Here is a 24,991-nt window from a genome sequence, read left to right as displayed (position 1 = left end):
CTGGGCACGTCCCGCCTGCCCCTTGACGCGCGCCTCGAAGCCTACCTACCATCTCGCATCATGCAAAGCATTGCGTTCTCCGCAATGCTGATCTCGAAGGTGGAGGACATCCATGAGCCTCACGGGCGCGCAGATCATCACCGAGCACCTCGTGCGGGAGCAGGTCCCGTACGCGGTCGGCTTGTGCGGGCACGGTGATCTCGGACTGCTCGACGCGCTCGTGGAGCGCCAGGACGAGATCAAGACGATCTCCGTGCACCACGAGTCGCTCGCGGGGTTCATCGCGGACGCCTACTACCGGGTGGCCCACCAGCCGCTGGCCACCTTCACCTCCTGCGGGCCGGGGTCGGCGAACCTGCCGATCGCGCTCGGCTCGGCGCTGATGGACGACTCGGCCTTCCTGGCGATCACCGGCAACGTCGCGACCAGCCAGTTCAACCGCGGCCCCTTCCAGGAGTCCGGCCGGCACTTCCAGGCCGACTTCCCCAGCGTGGTGCGCCCGTACGTCAAACGCAGCTACCAGGCGACCCGCGCCGAACAGCTGCCGCTGATGCTGCGGCAGGCGTTCGCGCAGCTGCGTGGCGGACGCCCCGGTCCGGTGCACTTGGACGTGCCCCTGGACGTGTTCGTCGACCGCACCGACGAGCCGGTTGCCGACCCGGGGGAGTGGGGGACCGGACGGCCGTCCGCGCCGGCGGCGGGCCGGGCCGAGCTGGACGCGGCCTGTGAGCTCATCCGCGACTGCGCGCGCGTCGTGATCGTCGCGGGCTCCGGCGTCGAAGGCAGTGAAGCGGAAGCCGAACTGCTCGGTTTCGCCAGGGAGCACGGGTTCCCCGTCGCCACCTCCCCGCTGGGCAAGTCCGGGTTCCCCGCGAGCGACCCGCTGTCCCTCGGCGCGACTGGCCGCAACGGCACCTTCCAAGCCAACCACGCCACCCGCAACGCCGATCTGGTGCTGGCGTTCGGCACCCGGTTCGACGACCGCGCGACCAGCTCGTGGCTGCCGGGCTACACCTACTCGTTCCCGCAGACCCGGCTGGTGCACGTCCACATCGACGAAGCCGAGCTCGGTCGCAACTTCCCGCCCACCGTGGGAATCCACGCTTCACCCCGGGAAGTCCTGCGGCAACTGCGCGAACGACTGCCTGAATTCGCCTCCGAACGGGCCGGCCAACGGCGAGCCTGGCTCGACGAACTGGCTGCGGCGAAAGCGAAGTGGGACGAGCACACCAAACCGCACGACTATTCGGACACGACGCCGATCCGGCCGGAGCGTGTGCTCGCGGAGCTGCGCGATGTCCTGCCTTCGGACGGCATCCTGCTCAGCGACGTCGGCGTGCACCACAACTGGATCGTGCAGAACTGGCGCACCGACTCTCCGCGGACCTTGTTGCAGAGCTGGGGTTTCGCCTCGATGGGCTTCGGGGTCGGCGGGGTTCTCGGCGCCCACCTCGCCGCACCCGACCGGCCGTCCGTCGCGGTCGTCGGCGACGGCGGGTTCCTGATGTTCCCCGCCGCCGTGGCGACCGCCGTCCAGTACGCCATCCCGGCCGTCTGGCTCGTGTGGAACAACGGCGGTTTCGTCTCCATTCGCGACCAGCAGAAGCTGTACTTCGGCGCGGATCGGCAGCTGGCGACGACCTTCGAGCACGCGGGAAGCGGGCAGCCCTACTCGGCGGACTTCGCCGCACTGTCGCGGTCCATGGGTGGCGAAGGCTTGACCGTCACCGATCCGGCCGACCTCGGGTCCGCGCTCAAGACCGCACTCGACCTGCGCCGCCCCGTGGTGGTCGACGTGCACGTCGACGACGCGGTGGGCCTGCCCTCGGCGGCGACCTGGGACCTGCCGCCGCTGTCCCACCCCGAACCGTCGTTCGGCTGGCCGGACGCCTGAGGGGATCGAGGATGAAAGCGCTGACGAAAACCGCGGCCGGCGACGGCAACCTCAGCTGGACCGACCGCCCGGACCCGGCGCCGGGCCCCGGTGAGGTGCAGCTCGAACTGGTCGGCGCGGGCCTGTGCCACACCGACCTCGGCATGATCCGCGGCGCGTACGGGCCCGGCAGCGGGTACGCCCCGCGCTTCCCGCTCGTGCTCGGGCACGAATACGTCGGCCGGGTGCGCGAGCCCGGACCGGGCGTGGACCTGGCGGTGGGCACCCGCGTCGTCGGCAGCGCCCACCTGACCTGCGGAGGTTGTGCCTGGTGCGCCCGCGGCCGGTCGATGCTGTGCGAGCGGCGTCAGGTGCTCGGGCTCGACGCCGACGGCGTGTTCGCCGAACGGTTCGTGGTGCCGGCCCGCAACCTCGTGGCCCTGCCGCCGGACGTGCCGGACCGGCTGGCGGTGCTCGCCGAGCCCTTCGCCGTCGCGGCGCACGCGGTCGACGTCGCCCGGCTCGCGGACGGCGACGACCTCTGCGTCCTCGGGCCGGGGGCCGTCGGCCTGCTGACCGTCGGTGCCCTGGCCGGCCGGGCGGTCACCGTGGTCGGCCGGACCGAGGACGGCGCGCTGGCCGAGCGGGCGAAGGTCCTCGGCGCCGCCGAGGTCGTCACCACTCGGGCCGGCACGGAAGCGCTGTACGGCCGGTTCGACGTGGTCTTCGAGACCGCGGGCACGGCAGCGGCGGTCACCACCGGCACCCGCCTGCTCGGCCGCGGCGGGCGGCTGATCTGTGTGGGCCTGCCCGCGGAGCCGGCCCGGTTCGACTCCGCCCAGCTCGCCTGGAACGAGCAGACGATCCTCGGCTCCCGCGCCTACGACCTGTCCACTTGGGACACGGTGCCCACACGGCTCGCGGCCGCACCGGAGCTGGAGTCCATCGTGACCCACACCCTGGCACTGGCCGACCACGAGCACGCGGTCGAGCTCGTCGAGACCCGGCAGGCGACCAAAGTCCTGCTGCAACCGAGCCCCGAAAGGTGAAGACGTTGACTGGAGAACTGCCCCACGACACCGACGTCGTCGTGGTGGGCGGCGGCAACGCCGGATTTTCCGCGGCCCACGCCGCCGCCGACCGCGGCCGCCGGGTGGTCTTGCTGGAACGGGCGCCCCAGGAGCTGGCCGGCGGCAACAGCTACTACACCGCGGGAGCCACCCGGATCGTCCACGAAGGACTTGACGACCTGCTGGACTTCGTCGAGCCCGACGAGCGGCACGCCCGGACCACCGTGCCTCCGTATTCGGCGGCGGAGTACCGGGCCGACCTGGCCAAGGTCACCGGCGACCGCAACGACCCGCGGATGACCGAGCTATTGGCCCGCGACAGCAGCGCCACGATCCGCTGGCTGGCCGGCAAGGGCGTCCGGTACCGGCTCATGTACGAGCGCCAGGCCTACGAGCGCGAGGACGGTGGCTTCCTGTTCTGGGGCGGCCTGCACGTCGGCAACGTGGACGGCGGCATCGGCCTCATAACCGACCACACCCGCATCGCCGAAGCCGAAGGCGTCGACATCCGGTACGGACACCGCGTGACGGGCTTCCTCGGCGACGGCCCGGTTTCGGGAGTCCGCTACGAGACCGAGGACGGGACGAGCGGCGAACTGCGCGCGGAGTCGGTGATCGTGACGGCGGGCGGCTTCGAAGCCAACGCCACCATGCGCGAGGAGTACCTCGGCACGGGCTGGGCGAACGCGAAGGTCCGCGGAACCCCGTACAACACCGGCGAACTCCTCCTCGCCGCGCTCGATCTCGGCGCCGCGCGGGGCGGCGACTGGAGCACGTGTCACAGCGTGGCGTGGGACGCCTTCGCCGCACACAACGAAAGCAACCGCGAGCTGACCAACCGGCTCACGCGGGGCGGTTATCCGCTGGGAATCGTGGTGAACGCCGACGGCGGCCGGTTCGTCGACGAGGGCGCGGACTTCCGGAACTACACCTACGCCAAGTACGGGCGCGACATCCTGCGCCAGCCCGGGTCGATCGCCTTCCAGATCTTCGACGCGACGACCCGCCCGCTGCTGCGTGCCGAGGAGTACGACATGCCCGGCGTCAGCGTCGTGCGCGCCGACAGCCTCGACGAGCTCGCGCGGGGCATCGACGTCGACCCGGCGAAGCTGGTCGCGACCGTCAAGGAATTCAACGAATCGATCGAGGACGGGCCGTTCGACCCGACCGTCAAGGACGGCAAGCGCGCCGCCGTCACCCCGCCGAAGAGCAACTGGTCCGCGGCCATCGACCGGGCGCCGTTCTACGCCTACCCGGTTACCTGCGGCGTCACCTTCACCTTCGGCGGCCTCAAAGGTGACGACGACGGCCGCGTGCTCCGCGAAGACGGCAGCGTCGTCACGGGCCTGTTCGCCGCGGGCGAAGCACTCGGCGGGCTGTTCAGCGGCAACTACGCGGGTGGCTCAGGTCTCGCCGCCGGCATGGTCTTCGGCCGGCGCGCCGGCTCGGTGGCCTGACCACACCCGCACACCTGCTCCCCAACGCAGTGGAAGGTGATCATGACTCTCGACGGCACCCCGGCGGGTCTCGCGCCGGACCGGAAATCCGTTCGCATCGCCGTCTCCTCCGGGGTCGTCGGCACCGCGGTGGAGTACTACGACTTCTTCGTCTACGGCACCGCGGCCGCGCTGGTGCTCAACAAGCTGTTCTTCCCGAACTTCTCACCCGTGCTGGGCACGCTCGCCGCGTTCGCGACGTTCGCCGTCGGGTTCGTCGTCCGGCCGATCGGCGCGATCGTCCTCGGCCACGTCGGCGACCGCGTCGGCCGCAAGAAAGCCCTGGTCTTCTCGCTGCTGCTGATGGGCGTGGCGACGTTCGCCATCGGCTTTCTCCCGACCTATTCCAGCGCCGGGATCGCCGCGCCGATCCTGCTGGTGTCCCTGAGACTGGTCCAGGGCATCGCGCTCGGTGGCGAGTGGGGTGGTGCCACGGTGCTCGCCTCGGAGTACGCCTCGCGCGGCAACCGCGGGTTCCTGGCGTCCTTCGTGCAGACCGGCTCGCCGATCGGGCTGCTGATGTCGTCCGGCGCGTTCGTCCTCGTCGGCCTGGGATCGGATGAGTTCGTGCAGACCTGGGGCTGGCGGATCCCGTTCTGGGGCAGCGCCTTCCTCGTCGCGATCGGCCTGTGGATCCGGCTGCGCATCATGGAGTCGCCGGAGTTCCGGCGGGCCACCGCGGCCGGTGAGATGGCGGTCCGCGCGCCGATCGTCGAGGTGTTCAAGTACTCCTGGCGGCAGGTGCTGATCGCGATCGGGATCCGGTTCGTGCCCGACATCGGGTTCTACATCGCCGCGACCTTCCTGGTCAGCTACGCCGTGAACACCCATCACTACCGCGCCGGCGACATCCTGGCCTGCGTGTCGATCGCGGCCGGGATCGAGATCTTCACGATCCCGCTCTTCGGCAGGTTGTCCGATCGCCTGGGACGCAAGAAGGTCTACATCGCCGGCGTCGTGTTCTGGCTCTTGCTCGCGTTCCCGCTGTTCGCCCTGATCTCCAGCGGCTCGGTGTTCCTGACCGGCGTCGGTGTCGTGCTGGCCCTGGCCATCGGGCACAGCTCGACGTGGGGACTCGGCGCGGCGATCAACTCGGAGCTGTTCCCGACCCGCTACCGGACGACGGGCGCGGCGCTCGGGCTCAACGTGTCGAACATCGTGGGTGGCGGCCCGGCGCCGTTGATCGCGTCGGCGCTCGTGATCGGCGCCGGCGGTGCGTCGTGGACGGTGTCGTTGTACATCATCGTGGCGGGGCTGGTCAGCCTGGTGGCGATCACGGCGATGGCCGAAACCTCACAACGCGATCTGTCCCAGGACTACACCGGCCGGACGCCGCAGCCGCAGTCCTCCCGCGAAGTCCTGAAAGGACGGACGCAGTGACGGTGCTGGTGACCGGCGGCGCCGGGTTCCTCGGCCGCGAGCTGGTGCGCCGGCTGGTCGCGGCGGGCGAGCGGGTCGTGAGCTTCGACCGGATCACCACCGGCGCCGGGGTACCCGAGGTCAGGGGCGACATCACCGATCGCGCGTTGCTGGAACGCGTGCTGCGTGAGCACGCGGTGTCCGAAGTGGTCCACGGCGCGGCGATCGTCGGCGTCACCGCGAGCGTCGCCGGGCTCGCCGACGCCGTGCGGGTCAACATCGACGGCTCGGTGGCGCTGTTCGAGGCCGTGCTCGCCGTCGGGGGAGTGCGGCGGCTCGTCGACCTGTCCTCGGAGGAGACGTACGGGCACTTCACCGCGGATCCCATCACCGAGGACGACCCGGCGCGGCCGATCTCTCCGTACGGCATCACGAAGTACGCCGTCGAGCGGCTCGGCGAGTACTACGCCGGGCTGCCCTATGTCGCGGCGCGCCTGTGCTGGGTCTACGGGCCGGGCTTCCCCCGGCGGCGGCTCCCACACCCGTGGCTCGAGGACGCGGCCGATGGCCGGCCGAGCATCCTCGGCCAGGGTGGTGACCAGCGCATCGACTTCACCTACGTGGACGACGTCGTGGACGGCGTGCTCCTGCTGCTGCACGCCGACGACCTCGCTCACCGCGCCTACAACCTGGCCACGGGTGAGGCCACCGGTCTGCGAGAACTCGCGGCGGAGATCACGAAGCTGTGCCCGGACTGGCACGTGGACCTCGGTGGCGGCCCGCTGGAAATGGCGCCGGGCGTCACGGCCGCGCGCAAGGGCGCGCTCGACATCACGCGGGCTCGTGCGCTCGGTTATGCCCCGCGCGTGTCCCTGGCCGACGGGCTCGCACGCACCCTGGCCGCTCTCGAAACCGCAGGGAGTACCCCATGACGCAGACCCCGCTCGCCCTCGGCGGCACCACCTACAGCTGGCTCCACCAGGCGCCCCTGCGCGAAGCGATCGACGCCCTCGCCGAGCTCGGCTTCCGGCAGATCGAGATCACGACGGCCGCACCGCACCTGCAGGCGGGCGCGTTCGGCAAGTACGAGCGACACGAGCTGCGCCGTGCCCTGGCGGCTCGAGGCCTGACCGTCACGTCGACCAACCCCGGCTTCCTCGACATCAACCTGATCAGTCCCGGCAACGACTTCCGCCGAGCCAGTGTCGACGCGCTCCTCGCGGAGCTGGAACTCGCCCACGACCTGGAAGCGCCGCTCGTGATCGCCATGGCCGGCCGGCGGCACGCGCTGTCGCCGGCCCCGGAGGAGGCCTGCCGCTGGTGGCTCGAGCAGGCACTGGACGTCCTGCTGGAGCGAGCCGCGAAGCTGGACGTCACGATCGCGCTCGAGACGAGCCCCCACGGTTATCTCGGTGACGCCACCCGACTGTCGGACCTCGTGGACCACGTCGGTTCTCCACACCTCGGGATCGCCTACGACGTCGCCAACACCATCAACCGGGAGGATCCGTGGGAGGGTGTTCGCACCGCCGGGCACCGGATCCGGATCGCGCACATGAGCGACACGTGGCGAGACCGGTGGGCCCACACGTCTCCGGGCCGTGGTGAGGTCGACTTCGAGCGCTACGCCGAAGCGTTGCGCTCCATCGGGTACGCCGGGGTGACGATCTTCGAGCTCATCGACATGGAGCCGCCGTTGCCCCGGTTGCATGACGACATCGCCGCGTTCACCAAGCTGGGCTGGTCGATTGCGGAGACGAGTGAACGTCAAGCACCACGGCGCCCTCCAGGCTGCTCTCGCTCAGGCGTGTTCCCGACATGATCTCCCCGAACACGGGGGTGGCGGCTAGGCCGATCGTCGTTCGCTTCCGGAAATGCTGTCGGTGCCCGGCGACGGACCCGTATCTGGCTCTCGGTGGTGGGCGTGGCCGAATTTCTCGTTGTGGTGCAGCTTCACCGGCTGGCCGAAGTCGGCGACCTGCAGGCCCGGCTCCTGACCGGGAAGGGCGCAGGACCGGGCTGGTCCCGGCCGACCCTGGTCGGGCCGGCACTGGCAGAGCGAGTTGAATGGATGTCGGGCGCTTCGAGCCGGCCTACACCGCGGTCGGCGGCGTGATCGGTGTGTCCACGCCGTACTTGACGGTGGTGGCGCGGACATTGCCGGGAGGCACAGCGTTCTCCTTCTCCGTCGAGGGGTGAGCTGTGTGTTGGGCGCTCAATAGCATCCGCCGATTCTCGACCGTGAATCCCGGTGGGGCGCAACGGCCGCACGTCCGACGTCGCCGACCTGATCACGTACCTGTGCCGCGAGGAGTCCGGCTACAACACCGGAGCGACGTACGACGTCAACGGCGGCTCGCACATCCACTAGAGGAAAACGCCGTTCGCGCCGGGTTTCGCTCCGGGTCTCCGCTACCTGCGGCGGATCGATGTGCTCGCCGGGACCTGCTTTCCGTCCTTGGCCGTGCCGACCATCACGGGCGAAGTTCGCCGTCCGACCGCATCGGCGGAAATTCTGCGCTGGCGCGCGAAACCGCGGATGTCATGGCACACCCCCTGCCTGAAATCGGTGCCGTCTGCGTCGTGGTGCTTACCAGAGGTAGAGGTTCATGTCGGCGTAGTCGAACGTGAGGGTGGAGGTCCTGAGGTACTGGTGGCTGAAGTTGGCGAGGGTGTCGAATTGGACGCGGTCGTAGAGCGTCACCGGCGCCGCCACGCCGGGGACCTGCCGGCCGACGACGCCGTCGATGCTGACGGTGGGTGGGGTGATGGCGTAGCCGGTGGTGCCGATGAACGGGATCGGCTTGCTGTAGTCGATCGCGACGCCCGCTCGGGTGGCCATCTCGGCCGTGGTGGTGACGCCGAGGCTGGGCACACCGGTGTCGAGCTCCACCACCGCGGGGCCGTACCCGTTGAGGGTGCCCAGCGTGAACGGGAAGTGACCGTCGGCCAGCCACAGGGGCTGGGGGCGAGCGCCGTGGCGGGCTGCCGCGCTCCGCACCTGCCGCACCTGTTCCCTGGTCTTCCTCCGCAGCACCAGCGACTTGTTCGCGTAGTCCATCGTGGTCACGAAGTGGTAGAAGATCGACGTGCCCATGACGTTGCGGTCGCTGTCGTGCCAGTGGACCGGCAGGTTGCGCAGCTCGATGTCGCCGAGCCGCAGGGAGTTCAGCACGCCCAGGTAGGTGGTGACCAGTTGGCCGCCGAGGAACGCCTGGCTGGTCGCGAGCGCCCGCAGCCCCAGCTGCTGCGCCGTGTCCGTCGACAGGTTCAGGGTGCCACCGGTGTCCAGGTAGAACCGCGAGGGCGCCGCCCCGTTCAGGGACGCGTCGATGTGCGGCAGGGGGTCGACGTCGATGAAGGGAACACTCGTGGCCTGTGCCCCGTGCGTCTCGAACGGCCTGCCGGTGATCGCGGCGTACACCGCGGCGTCGGGGGAGTCGCCCAGCAGCGGCACCGCGCGGGCGAGCTGGTCCTGCCGCACGTAGCAGTCCACCAGCTGACGCCGCGAGAACGTGTCGTCGGGTGTCAGTTCGACGGCCCGGGTGAGAAACCGTTCTGCGGTCGTGAATTCGTTGGACAGCAATGCGATGTAACCGCGCCGCGCCACCGCGTGCGCGTCGTCCGGGTCCGTGCGCAGCAGGGCCGCGTAATCCCGGTCGGCCTCGGCGAACCGGCCGGTCTTGAACAACGCGTCGGGATCGGAGGACGCGGCCAGTGCGCTGCCTCCCGGGACGCCCAGCAGCGGTACAGCCGCGCCGGCTGCGGCGGCGAGGCCGGTTCGGCGCAGGAGCGTACGGCGGTCCATGTCGTTGTCTCTCATGCAGGCACCGTGCCGGAAAATCGATGAGGAAAGCCTGGGTGAAGCCTGAGAAGATCGTGAGAGCAGCCGGTGTTCCGGTTTCTCCGGATTACCGTGTGCTCGATGCGACTGCTCGTGGTGGACGACGATCCGGATGTGCGAACCAGCCTGCGCCACTGCCTGGAGTTCGAGGGCTACACCGTGGCCACGGCCGGCGATGGTGAACAGGCGCTGCGCCGGCTTTTGGCTGACGGGACCCGCCCGGACCTGGCCATTGTGGACGTGATGATGCCGGTCGTGGACGGTCTGGAGGTGTGCAGGCGCCTGCGCGCGTACGGGGAACGCGTTCCGGTTCTCATGCTCACCGCGCGCGACGGCCTCGGCGACCGGGTCACCGGGCTCGACGCCGGCGCGGACGATTACCTGGTCAAACCCTTTGCCCTCGAAGAGCTGCTCGCCCGGTTGCGTGCCCTGCTCAAAACGAACCGCGAGCGGCGGTCGGACACGGTGCGGTACGCGGATCTGGAGCTGAACCTCGCCAGCCGCGAGGTCGCCCGGGCGGGTGATCCGATCAGCTTGACCCCTACGGAGTTCGATCTGCTCCGCCAGTTCCTCGCCGCGCCGGAGCGCGTGCTGACCAGGACCCACCTGCAGCAGCGCGTCTGGGGACACGTGCTGGGCACCAACGCACTCGACGTCTACATCGGCTACCTGCGGCGCAAGACCGAGGCCGCGGGGGCCGGCCGGCTGCTGCACACGGTCCGCGGCATCGGTTTCGTGCTCCGGTCGGGCACATGAGCGCGCGGTGGCTGCTGCGCACCCGGGTCGCGTTGGTCACCGCCGGGGTCGTGGCCGTCGCGATCGCCGGCATCTGCCTCATCTCGTGGCTCACGACCCGGTACACCCTGCGAACCCAGCTGGACCAGAACCTGCTCGCCAAGGGGATTCCGACAGTCAAGGTCGTGGAGTCCCCGGCGGGTCAACCCGCCTGGCTCGACCCGTCCGTCGTCTGCACGCCTCCTGAGCAAGGTCGCCGGCAGCTGCAACGATTCCTGGAGGGAATCCAGCTGCTGCACGCCGACGGCAGCGGTTGCGCGCCGGACGGGGTGGACGAGGTGGTCACCACGTCGGCCGACCACGCCGTCACGGACGTGACCCTGCGGGACGGTCGGACAGCGTCCGGGGTGCCCGTGCGACTGGTGCTGCGCCCGGTCGGCAACGGCGACGTGCTGGTCATCAGCCGTGGCTTGGCTGCCGTCGACGACACACTGGCCAGCTTGGGTGCGGTGCTGGTCGTGGCGGGCCTATCCGGGGTGCTCACCGCGGGGGCCGCCGGGCTGCTGCTGGCCCGGCGCACCCTCAACCCGATGCGGCGGCTGACCGAAACCGCCGAGCACATCGCCCGCACGGAGGACCTGCTGACACCGGTGGCCGTCACGGGCCGCGACGAGGTCAGCCGCCTCGGCAGGGCCTTCTCGGCCATGACCACCGCACTGCACGAGGCCCGGCTGCGGCAGCGGCAACTCGTCACCGACGCGGCCCACGAGCTCCGCACTCCGCTCACCAGCCTGCGCGCCAACATCGACCTGCTGGTCCGCAGCGAGCAAACCCGCCGGGCCATTCCACCCGGCCGGCGTGCCGCCGTCCTCGACCGGCTCCAGGCGCAAGCCCGCGAATTCAGCACCCTCGTCGGGGAGCTCGTCGAACTGGCCAGGGAGTCCCACCAGCTCGCGCGCGAAACCGTCTCCGTGGCGGCCGTCATCGAGCGGGCCGTGCGGCGTGCGGCCCACCGCGCGGCGGAGCACACCATCACCACCGACACGACTCCCTGGGCCACCACCGGCGACCCCACCGCACTGGAACGAGCGGTGCTCAACGTGCTGGACAACGCGATCAAGTTCTCGCCGCCCGGGGCGAGCGTCCAGGTGCGGTCGGGTCCCGGCTGGCTCACGGTGAGCGATCAGGGCCCGGGACTGCCACCGCACGAGCGGGGACAAGCGTTCGAACGGTTCTGGCGGGCACCCGCCGCACGCGCCCTGCCCGGCTCGGGCCTCGGGCTCGCCATGGTTGCCAACACCGTCAGCGCACACGGTGGTACCGCGCGTTTCTCCGACCCACCGGCCGGCCGGGGAGCCCACCTGGAGATCGAGCTCCCGGTGCGCGACGACCCCACCGAATCCGGCCACACCTCGCAGCGACCCGGCAGTTCCGGCCCCAGCGCCGGATGAAGCGCGGACGGCAGCAAGCGCGCTGTGGCAGCCCGATGCTCAGCAGCATCTCAGGATCTAGGTGGTCCCGTGGTGCCCCGGACGACCAGCTTGGGGTCGAGGACGATCTCCGTCGGCGCCCGGGTCTCGTCCTCGAGGCGGTCGGTGGCGGCGTGGACTGCCGCTTGAGCCAAGCCGGCGGCGTCCTGGTGGACCGTCGTGAGGTCGATGTGCGACAGGTGCGACAGGTGGTTGTCGTCGAACCCGACGATCGAGATGTCGCGGGGGAACTCCAGCCCGGCCCGGCCGAAGGTGTGCAGTAGCCCGATCGCGCACCGGTCGTTGCCGGCGACGACGGCGGTCGGCAGGGAGTTCTCGGCCAGCATCTGGCGGGCCGCAGTCATGCCTGCCTCTTCGTCGTGGGCGCCGGGCAGTACTCGCTCGGGCAGGTCGTGCCGTCGCATGGCCGCTCGGTAGGCCCGGCGCCGGTCCGCCGAACCCGGTTCCTTGCCGCCGTCGACGTGCACGATGCGGCGGTGGCCCAGGTCGACGAGGTGGTCGACCGCCTGGCGGATGCCCTTGGTGTCCGCGGTGTGGACGCTGTCGACCTGGATGCCGGACACGCGGCGGCCCACCACGGCCACCACGGCGCGCCGGCCCAAGGCGTCGAGGGCTGAGCGCTCGGCGTTCGGGCCGAGCAGGATCAGCGCTTCGCAACGGTGGCTCAGCAGAGCTTCGACGGCCTTGGCCTCGTCACGGCTCGGGGCGGTCGCCGACAGCAGTACGTCGTAGCCGAGCCGCTCGGCCTCCGGGTAGATGCCCTCGACAAGGTCGGCCTGGAACGACTGGTGCACCGTCACCATCACGCCCAGCGTCCGGCTCCGTCCGCGCGCCAGCAGCCGGGCAGCGTTGTCCGGGCGGTAACCCAGTTCCTCGGCAGCGGCGAACACGCGGTCGCGCGTCTCCTGGCTCGCTCCGGGTTGGCCGCGGAACACCAGGGACACCAGGGCGCGGGACACGCCGACCTTCGCGGCCACGTCCGCCATCGTCGGCTTCGACCTACTCGTGAGTTCGCCGTCGTGCACGCCCGCTCCTGCCTCTGCTCCGGTCGGGGCCGATTGTTCCAGGCCCTTGACATCTCCGGACCCGACCCAGGATAGTCGCTGCCACTAGAGCGCGCTAGTAGAGCGCGACAGTAGCCGTGGAGCAGCGGAGGTGCGGGAAGTGGATCCGGAGTTCGAGGTGCTGACCATGGGCCGGGTGGGGGTGGACGTCTACCCCCGGCAGATCGGCGTCGGGCTGGAGGACGTCACCTCGTTCGGCAAGTTCCTCGGCGGCAGCGCGACCAACGTGGCCGTGGCCGCGGCCCGGTACGGGCGGCGGTCGGCCGTGGTGACGAAGGTGGGAGCCGACCCGTTCGGCCGGTTCGTCCGCACGGCACTGACCGGCTACGGCGTGTCGGACCGCTTCCTCGGCGAGTCGGCGGACCTGCCGACCCCGGTGACGTTCTGCGAGATCTTCCCGCCGGACCACTTCCCGCTCTACTTCTACCGCGCGCCGAAGGCCCCGGACCTGGACCTCGTGCCGCAGGAGCTGGACTACGACGCGATCCGCGCCGCGGACGTCTTCTGGGTGACGGTCACCGGGCTCTGCCAGGAGCCGAGCCGCTCGGCCACGCTCGCCGCGCTCGAAGCCCGCGGCCGCCGCGGCATCACGGTGCTCGACCTGGACTACCGGCCGATGTTCTGGGAGTCGCGCGAGACGGCCCGCCGCTGGGTGCAGCAGGCTCTCGAGCTGGTCACCGTCACCGCCGGGAACCTCGACGAGTGCGAAACCGCGGTCGGCGCCCGCGACCCGTACGAAGCGGCGGAAGCGCTGCGCGCCCGAGGTATTTCGCTCGCCGTGGTCAAGCAGGGCCCGCGCGGTGTCCTGGCCGTCGACGACGACGGCGCCGTCGAGGTGCCACCCGTGCCCGTCGAGGTGGTCAACGGCCTCGGCGCCGGCGACGCGTTCGGTGGCGCGCTGTGCCACGGCCTGCTGTCCGGCTGGGACACCCGCCGCACCATCACCTTCGCCAACGCCGCCGGTGCGCACGTCGCGGGGGAGCTGTCCTGCGCCGACGCCATGCCGGACGAGGCCCAGGTGCTCGCGAAGCTCGAGGAGGCCGCTCGTGTCTGAGCGCGTAGAACGGATCGTCACCACCCGCGTCCAGCACCCCACCGCGATCGCCGAGGCCGCGGCCCAGCGCGTCAGGGCGAAGTCCGTGCTGGGCGACAACGGCCGCGCGATGATCATCGCCGCCGACCACCCTGCCCGAGGCGCCAACGCCGTCGGCGCCGACCCCGCCGCGATGGCCGATCGCGGTGAGCTGCTCGACCGGTTGTGCACCGCGCTGGAGCGACCTGGCGTGACCGGGGTGCTCGGCACCGCGGACATCCTCGAAGACCTGCTGCTGCTCGGTGTCCTCGACGGCAAGAGTGTCTTCGGGTCGATGAACCGCGGCGGGCTCGCCGGTTCCGCGTTCGAGATCGACGATCGCTTCACCGGCTACGACGCCGCCGCCATCGCGGCGATGGGGTTCGACGGCGGCAAGATGCTCACGCGCATCGCGCTGGAGGACCCAGCCACCGCCGAAGCACTTGAAAACTCGGCTCACGCGATCGACGCGCTGAACGACCGCGCACTGATCGCGATGGTCGAGCCGTTCCTCTCCCGGTGGGCGGACGGCCGCATCCGCAACGACCTCACCCCGGACGCGGTGATCAAGTCGATCACCATCGCCTCGGGCCTCGGCCGCAGCAGCGCCTACACCTGGCTCAAGCTGCCCGTGGTGGACGACATGCCGCGCGTGCTGGCCTCCTCGACGTTGCCGGTGCTGCTGCTCGGAGGCGAGGTGGCCGACGCCGAAGCCGCCTTCACCGCCTGGCGGAAAGCGCTTGCGCAGCCGACCGTGCAGGGACTGGTCGTCGGCCGCTCGCTGCTCTACCCGGCTTCCGGTGACGTCGCCGGCGCGGTCGACCGGGCGGTGAGCCTGCTGTGAGCAAGCACCACCTGCCCGCACTGTCCACGAGCGACGGTCCTTTCCCGACGGTCGTCACGCCCGAATCCGCCGGCTGGGGCTACTCCGGCCTGAAGGTCCTCGACCTGCCCGCGGGCGGTTCCGCGAAGATCGCGACCGGTGACGCCGAGCACCTCGTCCTCCCGCTGTCCGGCTCCTGCCGCGTCACGAACGTCGGCGAGGTCTTCGAACTCGCCGGCAGGAAGGACGTCTTCGACGGCGTCACCGACTTCGCCTACCTGCCGCGCGACACGGAGTTCACCGTCACCACCGACGCCGGTGGCCGCTTCGCCCTGCCGTCGGCGCGGTGCGAGCAGCGGCTGCCCGCTCGCTACGGTCCGGCGGCGGACGTGCCCAGCGAGGCCCGCGGCGCCGGGACGTGCGCCCGCGAGGTGCACAACTACTGCCTGCCCGGCACGTTCGACGCCGACCGGCTGCTCGTGTGCGAGGTCCTGACCCCGGGCGGGCACTGGTCGTCCTACCCGCCGCACAAGCACGACGAACACGGCGAGCACGAACGCGAGCTGGAAGAGATCTACTACTTCGAGATCGCCCGCGACGGCCTGGGCTACCAACGCGTCTACGGCACCGACGAGCGGCCGATCGACGTCCTCGCCGAAGTCCGCTCCGGCGACGTCGTGCTCGTGCCGCACGGCTGGCACGGCCCGTCGATGGCCGCGCCGGGCTACGACCTCTACTACCTCAACGTCATGGCCGGCCCCGGTCCCGACCGCGCGTGGCTGATCACCGACGACCCGGCGCACGCCTGGGTCCGCGAGACCTGGGGGAGCACCCGATGAGGCTGACCACCGCCCAGGCGCTCGTCCGGTTCCTGGCCGCCCAGTACAGCGAACGCGACGGCGTCGAGCAGCGGCTCATCCCCGGCTGCTTCGGCATCTTCGGCCACGGCAACGTCGCCGGGCTCGGCCAGGCGCTGCTGCAGGCCGCCGAGACCGGCGAGGCCGACCTGCCGTACTACCTGGCGCGCAACGAACAGGGCATGGTCCACGCGGCCGCGGCGTACGCCAAGACCCGCGACCGGCTGGCGACGTTCGCCTGCACCGCGTCCACCGGTCCCGGCTCGACCAACATGATCACCGGCGCCGCGCTGGCCACCACCAACCGCCTGCCGGTCCTCCTGCTGCCCAGCGACATGTTCGCCACCCGCTCGCCCGACCCGGTGCTCCAGCAGCTGGAGGACACCCGCGGCGGCGACGTCACGGTCAACGACGCCTTCCGCCCGGTGTCGAAGTACTTCGACCGGATCACCCGGCCCGAGCAGCTCATCCCGGCGGCGCTGGCCGCGATGCGCGTGCTCACCGATCCGGCCGAAACCGGCGCGGTGACGCTGTGCCTTCCGCAGGACGTCCAAGCAGAGGCGTTCGACTGGCCGGAACAGTTCTTCCGCCGCCGCGTCTGGCACGTCGGCCGCCCCGTCCCCGAGCCCGACGCAGTGCGGCGGGCCGTCGAGGCGCTGCGGAGTGCCCGGAAGCCGCTCATCGTCGCCGGGGGAGGCGTTGTCTACGCCCAGGCCACCGAGCAGCTGCGCGCGTTCGCCGCGGCCACCGGCATCCCGGTCGCCGACACCCACGCCGGCAAGGGCGCGGTGCCGTGGGACCATCCGTGCGCGGTCGGCGGGATCGGCTCGACCGGCACCGCGGCCGCCAACACCCTCGCCACCGAAGCCGACGTCGTCCTGGGCATCGGCACCCGCTACAGCGACTTCACCACCGCGAGCCACACCGCCTTCGGCGACCCGGTGTTCGTCAACCTCAACGTCACGCGCCTGGACGCGGTCAAGCACGCGGCGATCCCGCTGCAGGCCGACGCCCGCCTCGGCATCGAAGCCCTGCACCAGGCCCTCGACGGCTGGCAGGTCGACGACGCCTACCGCGCCCGCACCCGGCTGCTGGCCGACGACTGGCGCCGCACCACCGACGCCTGCTTCGCCGCCGCACACGGGCCCCTGCCCGCGCAGACCGAGATCCTCGGCGCACTGCAGGACGTCCTCGACGACCAAGATGTCGTGATCAACGCGGCCGGCTCGCTCCCCGGCGACCTCCAGATGCTCTGGCGCGCCCGCGACCCCAAGGCGTATAACGTCGAATACGCGTACTCGTGCATGGGCTACGAGGTCGCCGCCGGGCTCGGCGTGAAGCTCGCGGCACCGGAGCGGGAAGTCGTCGTCCTCGTCGGGGACGGCTCCTACCTGATGATGGCCCAGGAACTGGTCACCATGGTGTCCGAGGGCCTCAAGGTGATCGTCGTGCTCGTGCAGAACCACGGGTTCGCCTCGATCGGCTCGCTCTCGGAATCGCTTGGCTCGCAACGGTTCGGCACGCAGTACCGCTACCGGGGCGACACCGGTCAGCTCGACGGCGGCGTGCTCCCGGTCGACCTGGCCGCCAACGCCGCGAGCCTCGGCGCCCACGTGCTCCGAGCGACCACCGTGGACGAATTCCGCGCCGCCATGGCCCATGCGAAGGCGGCGAATGAGACGACCGTCGTGCACGTCGAAACCGACCTCTGCGGACCGAACCCGCCGGGATCCGGCTGGTGGGACGTCCCGGTGAGCGAAGTGTCCGAACTGGACAGTACCCGCAAGGCCCGCGAAGACTACGCCGCCGCCAAGCGCGGCCAACGCCACTACCTCTAGGAGAACCAGCGTGCAGACCATCGACCACCGGATCGGCGGCGCTCCCGCCGGGGCCGGCCGCGCCGCTCCGGTGTACGACCCGGCGACCGGACAGCAGCGGGCGGCAGTCCTGCTGGCCGGAAAGCCCGAAGTGGACACCGCCGTCGCCGCCGCGGGCAAGGCCTTCGAAACCTGGGGCAACTCGTCGCTCTCCCAGCGTTCCCGGGTCCTGTTCGCCTTCCGCGAGCTGCTCGTCCGGCACGAGACCGACTTGGCGAAGATCATCTCCGCCGAGCACGGCAAGGTCCTCGACGACGCCCGCGGCGAGATCGTCCGCGGCCGCGAGGTCGTCGAGTACGCGTGCGGGATCGCCGACGCGCTCAAGGGCGGCTTCTCCGATCAGGTCTCCCGCGACGTCGACGTGCTCAGCTTCCGCCAGCCCCTCGGCGTGTGCGCCGGGATCACGCCGTTCAACTTCCCGGTGATGGTCCCGTTCTGGATGCACCCGATGGCCATCGCCACCGGCAACACCTTCGTCCTCAAGCCGAGCGAGCGCGTCCCTTCCGCCTCGAACCTGGTCGCCGAGCTGTACGCCGAAGCCGGCCTGCCCGACGGCGTCTTCAACGTCGTGCACGGCGACAAGACCGCCGTCGACGCGATCCTGGAGCACCCGGACATCGCCGCGGTGTCCTTCGTCGGCTCGACCCCGATCGCGAAGTACGTCCACGAGCGCGCCACCGCGACCGGCAAGCGCGTCCAGGCCCTCGGCGGCGCGAAGAACCACGCCGTGGTGCTGCCGGACGCGGACCTGGAGTTCGCCGCCAACCACCTCACCGCGGCCGCGTTCGGCTCGGCCGGCCAGCGCTGCATGGCGATCTCGGTCGCCGTCGCCGTGGGCGAGGCCGCCGACGCGCTCGTCGCGACGCTCGCCCGCAAGGCCCGTGAGGTCAAGGTCGGTCCCGGCGACGACCCGGCCAGTGAAATGGGCCCGGTCATCACCGCGGCGGCCAAGGAGCGCGTCGAGAACGCCGTCGCCACCGCCGCCGAGCAGGGCGCCACCGTGGTCGTCGACGGCCGCGAGCGACGCTTCGACGGGGACGGCTTCTTCACCGGCCCGTCCCTGGTCGACCACGTCCGCCCCTCGATGGACGTCTACCGCGAAGAAGTCTTCGGCCCCCTTCTCGCGGTCGTACGCGCCGCGACGCTCGACGAAGCGATCGCGCTGATCAACGCCAACCCGTACGGCAACGGCACCGCGCTGTTCACCTCCAGCGGCGAGGCCGCCCGCCGGTTCCAGCGCGAGGTCCGCGTCGGGATGGTCGGCGTCAACGTGCCGATCCCGGTCCCGATGTCCTACTACTCCTTCGGCGGCTGGAAGGACTCCCTGATCGGCGACAGCCCGATCCACGGTCCCGAAGGCGTCCGGTTCTACACCCGCCCGAAGGTCGTGACGACCCGCTGGCCGCACGTCACCCAGTCCGTCGACGCCGCTTTCCACTTCCCGACCTCGTCCTAGAAGGGACCCCTTCCGTGACAACGACGTCCGCGCGCACCGTCGCCGGCAACCTCTGCCTCGGCTCCGCCCCCGACTCGTGGGGGATCTGGTTCCCCGAGGACGAGCAGCAGGTGCCTTACACCCGCTTCCTCGACGAGCTGGTCACCGCCGGCTACACCTGGCTGGAGCTCGGCCCCTACGGCTACCTGCCGACCGACCCGCGCGAGCTGGCCGACGCGCTCACCGTCCGCGGCCTGCAGGTCTCCGGCGGCACCACCTTCGGCGCGCTGCACCGCCCGGAGGCCTGGGACACCATGCTCGCCGAGACCCGCCGGGTCGCCGAGCTGACCGCCGCGGCCGGCGCGCACCACCTCGTGTACATCCCGCCGATGTTCCGCGACGAGAAGACCGGCGACTACACGGAAAGCCCGCAGCTGTCCGCCGAGCAGTGGGGCTCCCTCGGCGGCCGCGCGAACGAGCTGGGCCGGATCCTGCTGGAGGAGTACGACGTGCGGCTGTGCCTGCACCCGCACGCCGACAGCCACATCCAGACCCAGCCCGAGATCGAGCGGTTCCTCAACGAGACCGACTCCCGCTACGCCAACCTCTGCCTCGACACCGGGCACGTCGCCTACGGCGGGGGCGACAACCTCGACCTCATCCGCCGGTTCGGCGAGCGCGTCGGGTACGTCCACATCAAGCAGATGGACGCCGACGTCCTCGCCCAGGTCGCCGCCGAAAAGCTCTCCTTCGGCGAGGCCGTCAAGCGCGGCGTCTGCGTCGAGCCGCCCGCCGGCGTGCCCGACCCCGGGGCGATCGTCGACGCACTGTCCACACTGGACGCGGAACTGTTCGTCATCGTCGAGCAGGACCTCTACCCCTGTGCCGCCGAGGTGCCACTGCCGATCGCCGTGCGCACCCGCGAGTACCTGGCCGGCCGCGGCCTCTCCGGCAGCAAGCGGCCCACTTCCCGCTGAACCCGAAGTACCACTCGTGCACCGGGAGAAACACCATGGCACACGTCCACGCAACGACGCCGCCGACGGTTCCACTCGACACCAAGGGCCCGCACGGGCGCCGGCTCCGGCTCGTCACCATCATCGCCACGTTCGGCGGCCTGCTCTTCGGCTACGACACCGGCGTCATCAACGGCGCCCTGCCCTACATGGCCACCGACCTCGGGCTCACCCCGTTCACCGAGGGCCTGGTCACCAGCTCGCTGCTGCTCGGCGCCGCGCTCGGCGCGGTGGCCGGCGGGCGGCTGTCCGACCGGCGCGGCCGGCGCAAGAACATCCTCATGCTGGCCGTCATCTTCCTGCTCGGCACGCTGACCTGCACCCTCGCCCCGACCACCGCGGTGATGGTGCTCGGCCGGTTCGTCCTCGGGCTCGCGGTCGGCGGCGCGTCGGTCACCGTGCCGACCTACCTCGCCGAGGTCTCGCCGACCGAGCGGCGCGGCCGGCTGGTCACGCAGAACGAGCTGATGATCGTCACCGGCCAGCTGCTGGCGTTCACGTTCAACGCGATCATCGGCAACGCCTTCGGCGAGTCCGGCGGCGTCTGGCGCTGGATGCTCGTCATCGCGACGCTCCCGGCGGTCGTGCTGTGGTTCGGCATGCTGGCCATGCCGGAAAGCCCGCGCTGGCTGGCGTCGAAGGACCGCTTCGCCGACGCGCTCGCCGTGTTGAAGCAGGTTCGCTCGGCGCAGCGGGCTCAGGCCGAGCTGGCGGAGGTCGAGCAGCTGGCGCTGGAGGACAAGAAGTCCCAGACCGGCGGCCTGCGCGACCTGGGCACGCCGTGGATCCGGCGGCTGGTCCTCGTCGGCGTCGGCATCGCGATCATCCAGCAGATCACCGGCGTCAACTCGATCATGTACTACGGCACGCAGATCCTGAAGGACGCCGGCTTCTCGGCCGATGGAGCGCTCACGGCGAACATCGCCAACGGCGTCATCTCGGTCGTGGCCACCTTCGTCGGCATCTACCTGCTGGGCAAGGTGAACCGGCGGCCGATGCTGATCGTCGGGCAGATCGGCACGACCACGGCGCTGCTGCTGATCGGCGTGTTCTCCCTGCTGCTGCCCGCCGGGCAGGGCCGGGCGTTCGTGGTGCTCGCGCTGACGGTCACGTTCCTGGCCTTCCAGCAGGGCGCGATCTCGCCGGTCACCTGGCTGATGCTGTCGGAGATCTTCCCGCTCAAGCTGCGCGGCCTCGGCATGGGCATCGCCGGGCTGGTGCTGTGGCTGACCAACTTCGCGATCGGCCTGAGCTTCCCGGTGCTGGTCGACGCCCTGCACATCTCGAACACGTTCTTCATCTTCGTCGTCCTCGGCATCGGCGCGATCACCTTCGTCGCGAAGGCCGTCCCCGAGACGCGGGGCCGTTCGCTGGAACGGCTGGAGACCGAGCTGCACACCCGGTTCACCCGGGAGCCCGCACTGGCCGGAAAGGGGGCCTGACCATGGCGATCCTCGTGGCCGTCACCGATTCCGGGGAAGGCGACCTCGCGCTGGCCCGAGCGGTCGAGGAGGCCGAGTTGCGCGGCACCCCGCTGCTGGTGGCGAACCTGCGGCTGAGCCCGCTTGAAGAGCCCGCCGACGCGAAGGTGCTCGAACGCCCGCCGAACGTCGACGTAGCCGACCACGTCCTGGCGTTGCTCGACGAGCACGCCGGCGAGGTCGAGCTGCTGGTCATCGGCATGAAACGCCGTTCGCCGGTGGGCAAGGCGCTGCTGGGCAGCCTCGCCCAGCGGCTGCTGCTCGCCGCGAACGTGCCCGTCCTGGCCGTCAAGACGGCCGACTGAGAAAGGAGAACCCGCCGTGACCGTACGGGTGGGAGTGATCGGCGCCGGCATGATCGGCCAGGACCACATCCGGCGCCTGACCGAGGTGATCACCGGTGCCGAGGTCGTCGCCGTCACCGACATCGACGCCGACCGGGCCGCCGAAGTGGCGGCAAGGGTCGGTGCCCGGGCCGTCGCGACCGGCGCGGACCTGATCGGGCAGCCGGACGTCGACGCGGTGCTGGTGACGTCCTGGGGACCGACCCACGCCGAGCACGTGCTGGCCGCGATCGCCGCGGGCAAGCCGGTGTTCTGCGAGAAGCCCCTGGCCACCGAAGCGGCCGACTGCCTGCGGATCGTCGAGGCCGAGCAGGCCGCCGGGCGGCGGCTGGTCCAGGTCGGCTTCATGCGGCGCTACGACAGCGGCTACCGGGAGCTCAAGTCCATTTTGGACGCCGGGGGGATCGGTGCGCCGCTGATGGTGCACTGCGCGCACCGCAACCCGTCGGTGCCGGAGTCCTACCACTCGGCGATGGCCGCGCAGGACACGGCCGTGCACGAGATCGACGTCCTGCGGTGGCTGCTCGACGACGAGATCGTCGCCGTCCAGGTGCTGGCGCCGCGCCGGACCCGGCACGCCCACGCCGAGCTGCAGGACCCGCAGATCATGCTGTTCGAGACCGCGTCCGGGATCCGGATCGACCTCGAGGTGTTCGTCAACTGCCAGTGGGGCTACGACATCCAGTGCGAGACGGTGGGGGAGACCGGGCTGGCCCGCCTGCCCGAGCCCGCCCGCGCGACGGTCCGCTCCGCGGGCACGACCCGCACCGCCGTGCCGCAGGACTGGCGCGAGCGGTTCGTCACCGCGTTCGACGTCGAGTTCCAGGAGTGGATCGACGCGGTCGCGGCGGGGGAGCCGACCGGGCCGTCGGCCTGGGACGGCTACGCCGCGACGGTCATCACCGACGCCACCGTCGAAGCGCTGCGATCGGGCCGGACCGTCGGCGTCGACATGAAGGACCGGCCCGCCTTCTACGCCGGAGGTGCGCGGTGAAGATCGCCCTCGACCCGTACATGCTGCGGAAGCTGCCGATGACGGAGATGGTCCGGACGGTGGCGGACATCGGCTACGAGTACATCGAGCTGTCGCCCCGCGACGACTTCATGCCGTTCTTCCTGCACCCGCGGGCCGACGACGAGAAGGTCGCCGAACTCAAGGCGGTGCTGCGCGAAACCGGCGTTTCGCTGTCGAGCGTGCTGCCGCTGTACAAGTGGTCCAGCCCGGACGAGACCGAGCGCCAGGCCGCGGTGCGGTACTGGAAGCGGATGATCGAGGTCACCGCCGAACTGGGCTGCGAGCTGATGAACTCGGAGTTCAACGGCCGCCCGGAGCGGGCGGCGGAAAGCGAGGCCGCGTTCTGGCGGTCGTTGGAGGAGCTGCTGCCGGTGTTCGAGCGCGAGGGCATCGCGCTGACCCTCGAACCGCACCCGGACGACTTCTGCGAGGTCAACGACGCGGGTGTCGACCTGGTGCGGGCGATCAACAAGCCGTGGGTCAACTACCTGTACTGCGCGCCGCACACGTTCCACCTCTCCGGCGACGACCCCGGCGCCGACGTCGGTGAGATGCTGCGGTACGCCGGGTCGAAACTGACCCACCTGCACCTGGCCGACACGTTCAACCACAAGGGTTCCTCGGGCCTGCGCTACATCATGAACCCACCCGGCACGCCGGCCCGCATCCACCAGCACCTCGACATCGGCCAGGGCGAGGTCGACTGGGACGCCTTCTTCGGCACGCTGCGGGACATCGAGTTCGACGGGGTCGCGACGGTGTGCGTCTTCGCCTGGGAGGAACGCGCCGTGGAGTCGTCGACGTTCATGCTCGAACGCATCACAAAGGAGCTGGGGTAAAGCTCGGGAGCTACACCGCAATCCTGCACGACGGCCTCCCCTCCGAGGCGCTCCACGTCATCGCATCGCTCGGCCTCACCGGCGCGGAGGTCGACGCGTGCGGCTTCCTGGACCGCGCCGCATCTGCCGGCCGGTTCCCCGAAGGTGCGCCGGCCCTCCCGGTCCGGGCCGGTCAACGACCGCGCTTCGCGGTAGCTTCGGGCCGCCGCCGCCGCCGCCGCCGCCGCCGCCGCCGCCCGGCGCCCGAGGCCGGCGAGGCAATCGCCGACGAACGCGTTGAGGAGGGTGGTCAGCGTCGTGCCCGACGGCGTGGCCGGCGAAGTCGCGGCCACCGCCGTTGAGCTGTTGCCCCGATCCTCGGACGCTCCAAGGTTCAGTTGCTCCAGTGGTAGAGGCGAGCCGGGTTGCGCACCAGGATCCGGTGCCACGTCCGGTTGTCGCCGGCCCAGTCGTGGAGCATGTCGAGCATCGCGACATCATCGGGCATGGGAACTTCGCCGCGCAAAGCCGTGGTGTGGGGCCAGTCGGTGCCCCACACCAGCCGCTCGGGAGAGGCCCGCACGAAGGCGCGTGCCACCGCGGCGCGGTCGGCGTAGGCGGGTGGTCCGCCGGTGGATTCGAGGTAGACCCCGGAGAGCTTGACCCAGGTGTGGCCCGCGTCGATGAGGCGGAGGATCGTGGCGAACGCGGGGTCGGTGCGGTCACGGATGCGGCCCATGTGGTCGATGACCAGGTCGGTCGGCAGGTCGCGCAGCCGCTCGAGGTTCGCGACGATCCCGTCGGGGGTCATGTGGATCTGCACGTGCCAGCCAAGCGGCGCGATCCGCGCGGCCAGTTTCGGGATGAGGTCGGCGCCGACCCCGCCGGGACGGGTGAGGTTGAAGCGGATGCCGCGAACGCCCTGTGCGTGCATGGCGCGCAGTTGCGCGTCGGTGAAGGACTCGTCGATCACGGCTACGCCACGCGCCTGGTGGCCCAGCTGATCGAGGGCGTCGAGGGTGCAGCGGTTGTCCGTGCCGTAGTTGGACGGAGTGACCACGACGGTCCTGGTCAGGCCGAGCCTCGAACGAAGGCGACGATAGTCGTCCACAGTGGACGCGGGAGGCGGCTGGTCACCCGGGTTCGGGTAGGGGAAGCGGTCCGGGTCGAGGATGTGGATGTGGCAGTCCGTCGCGCCGAAGGGCGGCTCGCGCCGGGGCACCGCGGCGGACGCGGTGACCGGCGCTGCACCGAGCACGGCCGCGGCGCCGGTCGCGCACACGAAAGTCCGGCGGCTGAACGAAGAAGGCATGGTCGTACTC

General features: G+C 70.9%; 23 protein-coding genes. 20 read left to right on the top strand and 3 right to left on the bottom strand.

Annotation, left to right across the window (positions count from 1 at the left end; translation table 11 throughout):
- The first annotated feature begins 112 nt into the window (after positions 1-112).
- The 8 genes from BLV96_RS26670 (at position 113) to BLV96_RS26640 (ending at position 8,169) form a co-directional block, all read left to right on the top strand.
- Positions 113-1,894 (top strand): thiamine pyrophosphate-binding protein, encoded by a 1,782-nt coding sequence (locus tag BLV96_RS26670; RefSeq protein ID WP_086678818.1) that lies wholly within the window; start codon positions 113-115, stop codon positions 1,892-1,894.
- Positions 1,895-1,905: 11 nt separating this feature from the next.
- Positions 1,906-2,922 carry a zinc-dependent alcohol dehydrogenase gene (locus BLV96_RS26665; RefSeq protein WP_086678817.1) on the top strand — a complete coding sequence of 339 codons (1,017 nt, stop codon included), beginning with the start codon at positions 1,906-1,908 and terminating at the stop codon, positions 2,920-2,922.
- Positions 2,923-2,927: 5 nt separating this feature from the next.
- Complete coding sequence (gene tcuA, locus BLV96_RS26660) at positions 2,928-4,400, top strand: FAD-dependent tricarballylate dehydrogenase TcuA (protein WP_244180493.1); 1,473 nt, start codon at positions 2,928-2,930, stop codon at positions 4,398-4,400.
- Between the two features lie 42 nt (positions 4,401-4,442).
- Complete coding sequence (locus tag BLV96_RS26655) at positions 4,443-5,819, top strand: MFS transporter (RefSeq protein ID WP_086678816.1); 1,377 nt, start codon at positions 4,443-4,445, stop codon at positions 5,817-5,819.
- On the top strand, positions 5,816-6,730 hold the full coding sequence (locus BLV96_RS26650; RefSeq protein ID WP_158104185.1) for an NAD-dependent epimerase/dehydratase family protein: 915 nt from the start codon (positions 5,816-5,818) through the stop codon (positions 6,728-6,730). Before BLV96_RS26655 ends, BLV96_RS26650 begins: the two co-directional genes overlap by 4 nt.
- Positions 6,727-7,620, top strand: coding sequence for a sugar phosphate isomerase/epimerase family protein (locus BLV96_RS26645; RefSeq protein WP_086678814.1), 894 nt, complete (start codon positions 6,727-6,729; stop codon positions 7,618-7,620). The genes BLV96_RS26650 and BLV96_RS26645 overlap by 4 nt, the downstream gene beginning before the upstream one ends.
- Positions 7,621-7,865: 245 nt before the next feature.
- Positions 7,866-7,997, top strand: a complete 132-nt coding sequence (locus tag BLV96_RS51270) for a hypothetical protein (protein ID WP_279627553.1) — start codon at positions 7,866-7,868, stop codon at positions 7,995-7,997.
- Positions 7,998-8,049: 52 nt separating this feature from the next.
- Complete coding sequence (locus BLV96_RS26640) at positions 8,050-8,169, top strand: SDR family oxidoreductase (RefSeq protein WP_244180492.1); 120 nt, start codon at positions 8,050-8,052, stop codon at positions 8,167-8,169.
- A 219-nt stretch (positions 8,170-8,388) separates the two neighbouring features.
- Here BLV96_RS26640 and BLV96_RS26635 read toward each other — a convergent pair whose 3' ends face one another.
- Positions 8,389-9,621 carry an aspartyl protease family protein gene (locus tag BLV96_RS26635; RefSeq protein WP_086678813.1) on the bottom strand — a complete coding sequence of 411 codons (1,233 nt, stop codon included), beginning with the start codon at positions 9,619-9,621 and terminating at the stop codon, positions 8,389-8,391.
- A gap of 102 nt (positions 9,622-9,723) precedes the next feature.
- On the opposite strand from BLV96_RS26635, the gene BLV96_RS26630 reads away from it, so the two are divergent.
- On the top strand, positions 9,724-10,398 hold the full coding sequence (locus BLV96_RS26630) for a response regulator transcription factor (protein ID WP_086678812.1): 675 nt from the start codon (positions 9,724-9,726) through the stop codon (positions 10,396-10,398).
- Positions 10,395-11,828 carry a sensor histidine kinase gene (locus BLV96_RS26625; protein WP_086678811.1) on the top strand — a complete coding sequence of 478 codons (1,434 nt, stop codon included), beginning with the start codon at positions 10,395-10,397 and terminating at the stop codon, positions 11,826-11,828. The genes BLV96_RS26630 and BLV96_RS26625 overlap by 4 nt, the downstream gene beginning before the upstream one ends.
- A 50-nt stretch (positions 11,829-11,878) precedes the next feature.
- Here BLV96_RS26625 and BLV96_RS26620 read toward each other — a convergent pair whose 3' ends face one another.
- Complete coding sequence (locus BLV96_RS26620; RefSeq protein ID WP_167379744.1) at positions 11,879-12,892, bottom strand: LacI family DNA-binding transcriptional regulator; 1,014 nt, start codon at positions 12,890-12,892, stop codon at positions 11,879-11,881.
- A 139-nt stretch (positions 12,893-13,031) separates the two neighbouring features.
- On the opposite strand from BLV96_RS26620, the gene iolC reads away from it, so the two are divergent.
- Genes iolC through BLV96_RS26570 form a run of 10 tightly spaced genes read left to right on the top strand, consistent with a single transcriptional unit; the run spans position 13,032 to position 23,690 of the window.
- A complete protein-coding gene (gene iolC, locus BLV96_RS26615) occupies positions 13,032-13,985 on the top strand; it encodes a 5-dehydro-2-deoxygluconokinase (protein ID WP_208608324.1) in 954 nt (317 codons plus the stop codon).
- The gene (locus BLV96_RS26610; RefSeq protein ID WP_086678810.1) at positions 13,978-14,847 is read left to right on the top strand and encodes a Cgl0159 family (beta/alpha)8-fold protein; all 870 of its coding nucleotides are present in this window, start codon (positions 13,978-13,980) and stop codon (positions 14,845-14,847) included. The genes iolC and BLV96_RS26610 overlap by 8 nt, the downstream gene beginning before the upstream one ends.
- Complete coding sequence (gene iolB, locus BLV96_RS26605; RefSeq protein ID WP_086678809.1) at positions 14,844-15,665, top strand: 5-deoxy-glucuronate isomerase; 822 nt, start codon at positions 14,844-14,846, stop codon at positions 15,663-15,665. The genes BLV96_RS26610 and iolB overlap by 4 nt, the downstream gene beginning before the upstream one ends.
- Positions 15,662-17,521, top strand: coding sequence for a 3D-(3,5/4)-trihydroxycyclohexane-1,2-dione acylhydrolase (decyclizing) (gene iolD, locus BLV96_RS26600; protein WP_086678808.1), 1,860 nt, complete (start codon positions 15,662-15,664; stop codon positions 17,519-17,521). Before iolB ends, iolD begins: the two co-directional genes overlap by 4 nt.
- A gap of 10 nt (positions 17,522-17,531) precedes the next feature.
- Positions 17,532-19,016 carry a CoA-acylating methylmalonate-semialdehyde dehydrogenase gene (locus tag BLV96_RS26595; RefSeq protein WP_086678807.1) on the top strand — a complete coding sequence of 495 codons (1,485 nt, stop codon included), beginning with the start codon at positions 17,532-17,534 and terminating at the stop codon, positions 19,014-19,016.
- A gap of 14 nt (positions 19,017-19,030) precedes the next feature.
- Positions 19,031-19,972 (top strand): TIM barrel protein, encoded by a 942-nt coding sequence (locus tag BLV96_RS26590; protein ID WP_086678806.1) that lies wholly within the window; start codon positions 19,031-19,033, stop codon positions 19,970-19,972.
- A 35-nt stretch (positions 19,973-20,007) separates the two neighbouring features.
- Entirely contained in the window at positions 20,008-21,453 is a 1,446-nt protein-coding gene (locus BLV96_RS26585) for a sugar porter family MFS transporter (RefSeq protein WP_086678805.1), read from the top strand.
- A gap of 2 nt (positions 21,454-21,455) precedes the next feature.
- Positions 21,456-21,797 carry a universal stress protein gene (locus tag BLV96_RS26580; RefSeq protein ID WP_086678804.1) on the top strand — a complete coding sequence of 114 codons (342 nt, stop codon included), beginning with the start codon at positions 21,456-21,458 and terminating at the stop codon, positions 21,795-21,797.
- A gap of 16 nt (positions 21,798-21,813) precedes the next feature.
- On the top strand, positions 21,814-22,830 hold the full coding sequence (locus tag BLV96_RS26575) for a Gfo/Idh/MocA family oxidoreductase (protein ID WP_086678803.1): 1,017 nt from the start codon (positions 21,814-21,816) through the stop codon (positions 22,828-22,830).
- Positions 22,827-23,690 carry a sugar phosphate isomerase/epimerase family protein gene (locus BLV96_RS26570; protein WP_086678802.1) on the top strand — a complete coding sequence of 288 codons (864 nt, stop codon included), beginning with the start codon at positions 22,827-22,829 and terminating at the stop codon, positions 23,688-23,690. The genes BLV96_RS26575 and BLV96_RS26570 overlap by 4 nt, the downstream gene beginning before the upstream one ends.
- A 373-nt stretch (positions 23,691-24,063) precedes the next feature.
- Here BLV96_RS26570 and BLV96_RS26560 read toward each other — a convergent pair whose 3' ends face one another.
- On the bottom strand, positions 24,064-24,981 hold the full coding sequence (locus BLV96_RS26560; RefSeq protein ID WP_086678800.1) for an amidohydrolase family protein: 918 nt from the start codon (positions 24,979-24,981) through the stop codon (positions 24,064-24,066).
- Between the last annotated feature and the right edge of the window lie 10 nt (positions 24,982-24,991).

Origin of the sequence: Amycolatopsis pretoriensis (genome assembly GCF_900107925.1) — a bacterium.
Taxonomy (GTDB): domain Bacteria; phylum Actinomycetota; class Actinomycetes; order Mycobacteriales; family Pseudonocardiaceae; genus Amycolatopsis; species Amycolatopsis pretoriensis.
The sequence above is the reverse complement of the archived record's forward strand: the minus strand, read 5'-3'. Positions and strand labels throughout refer to the sequence as shown.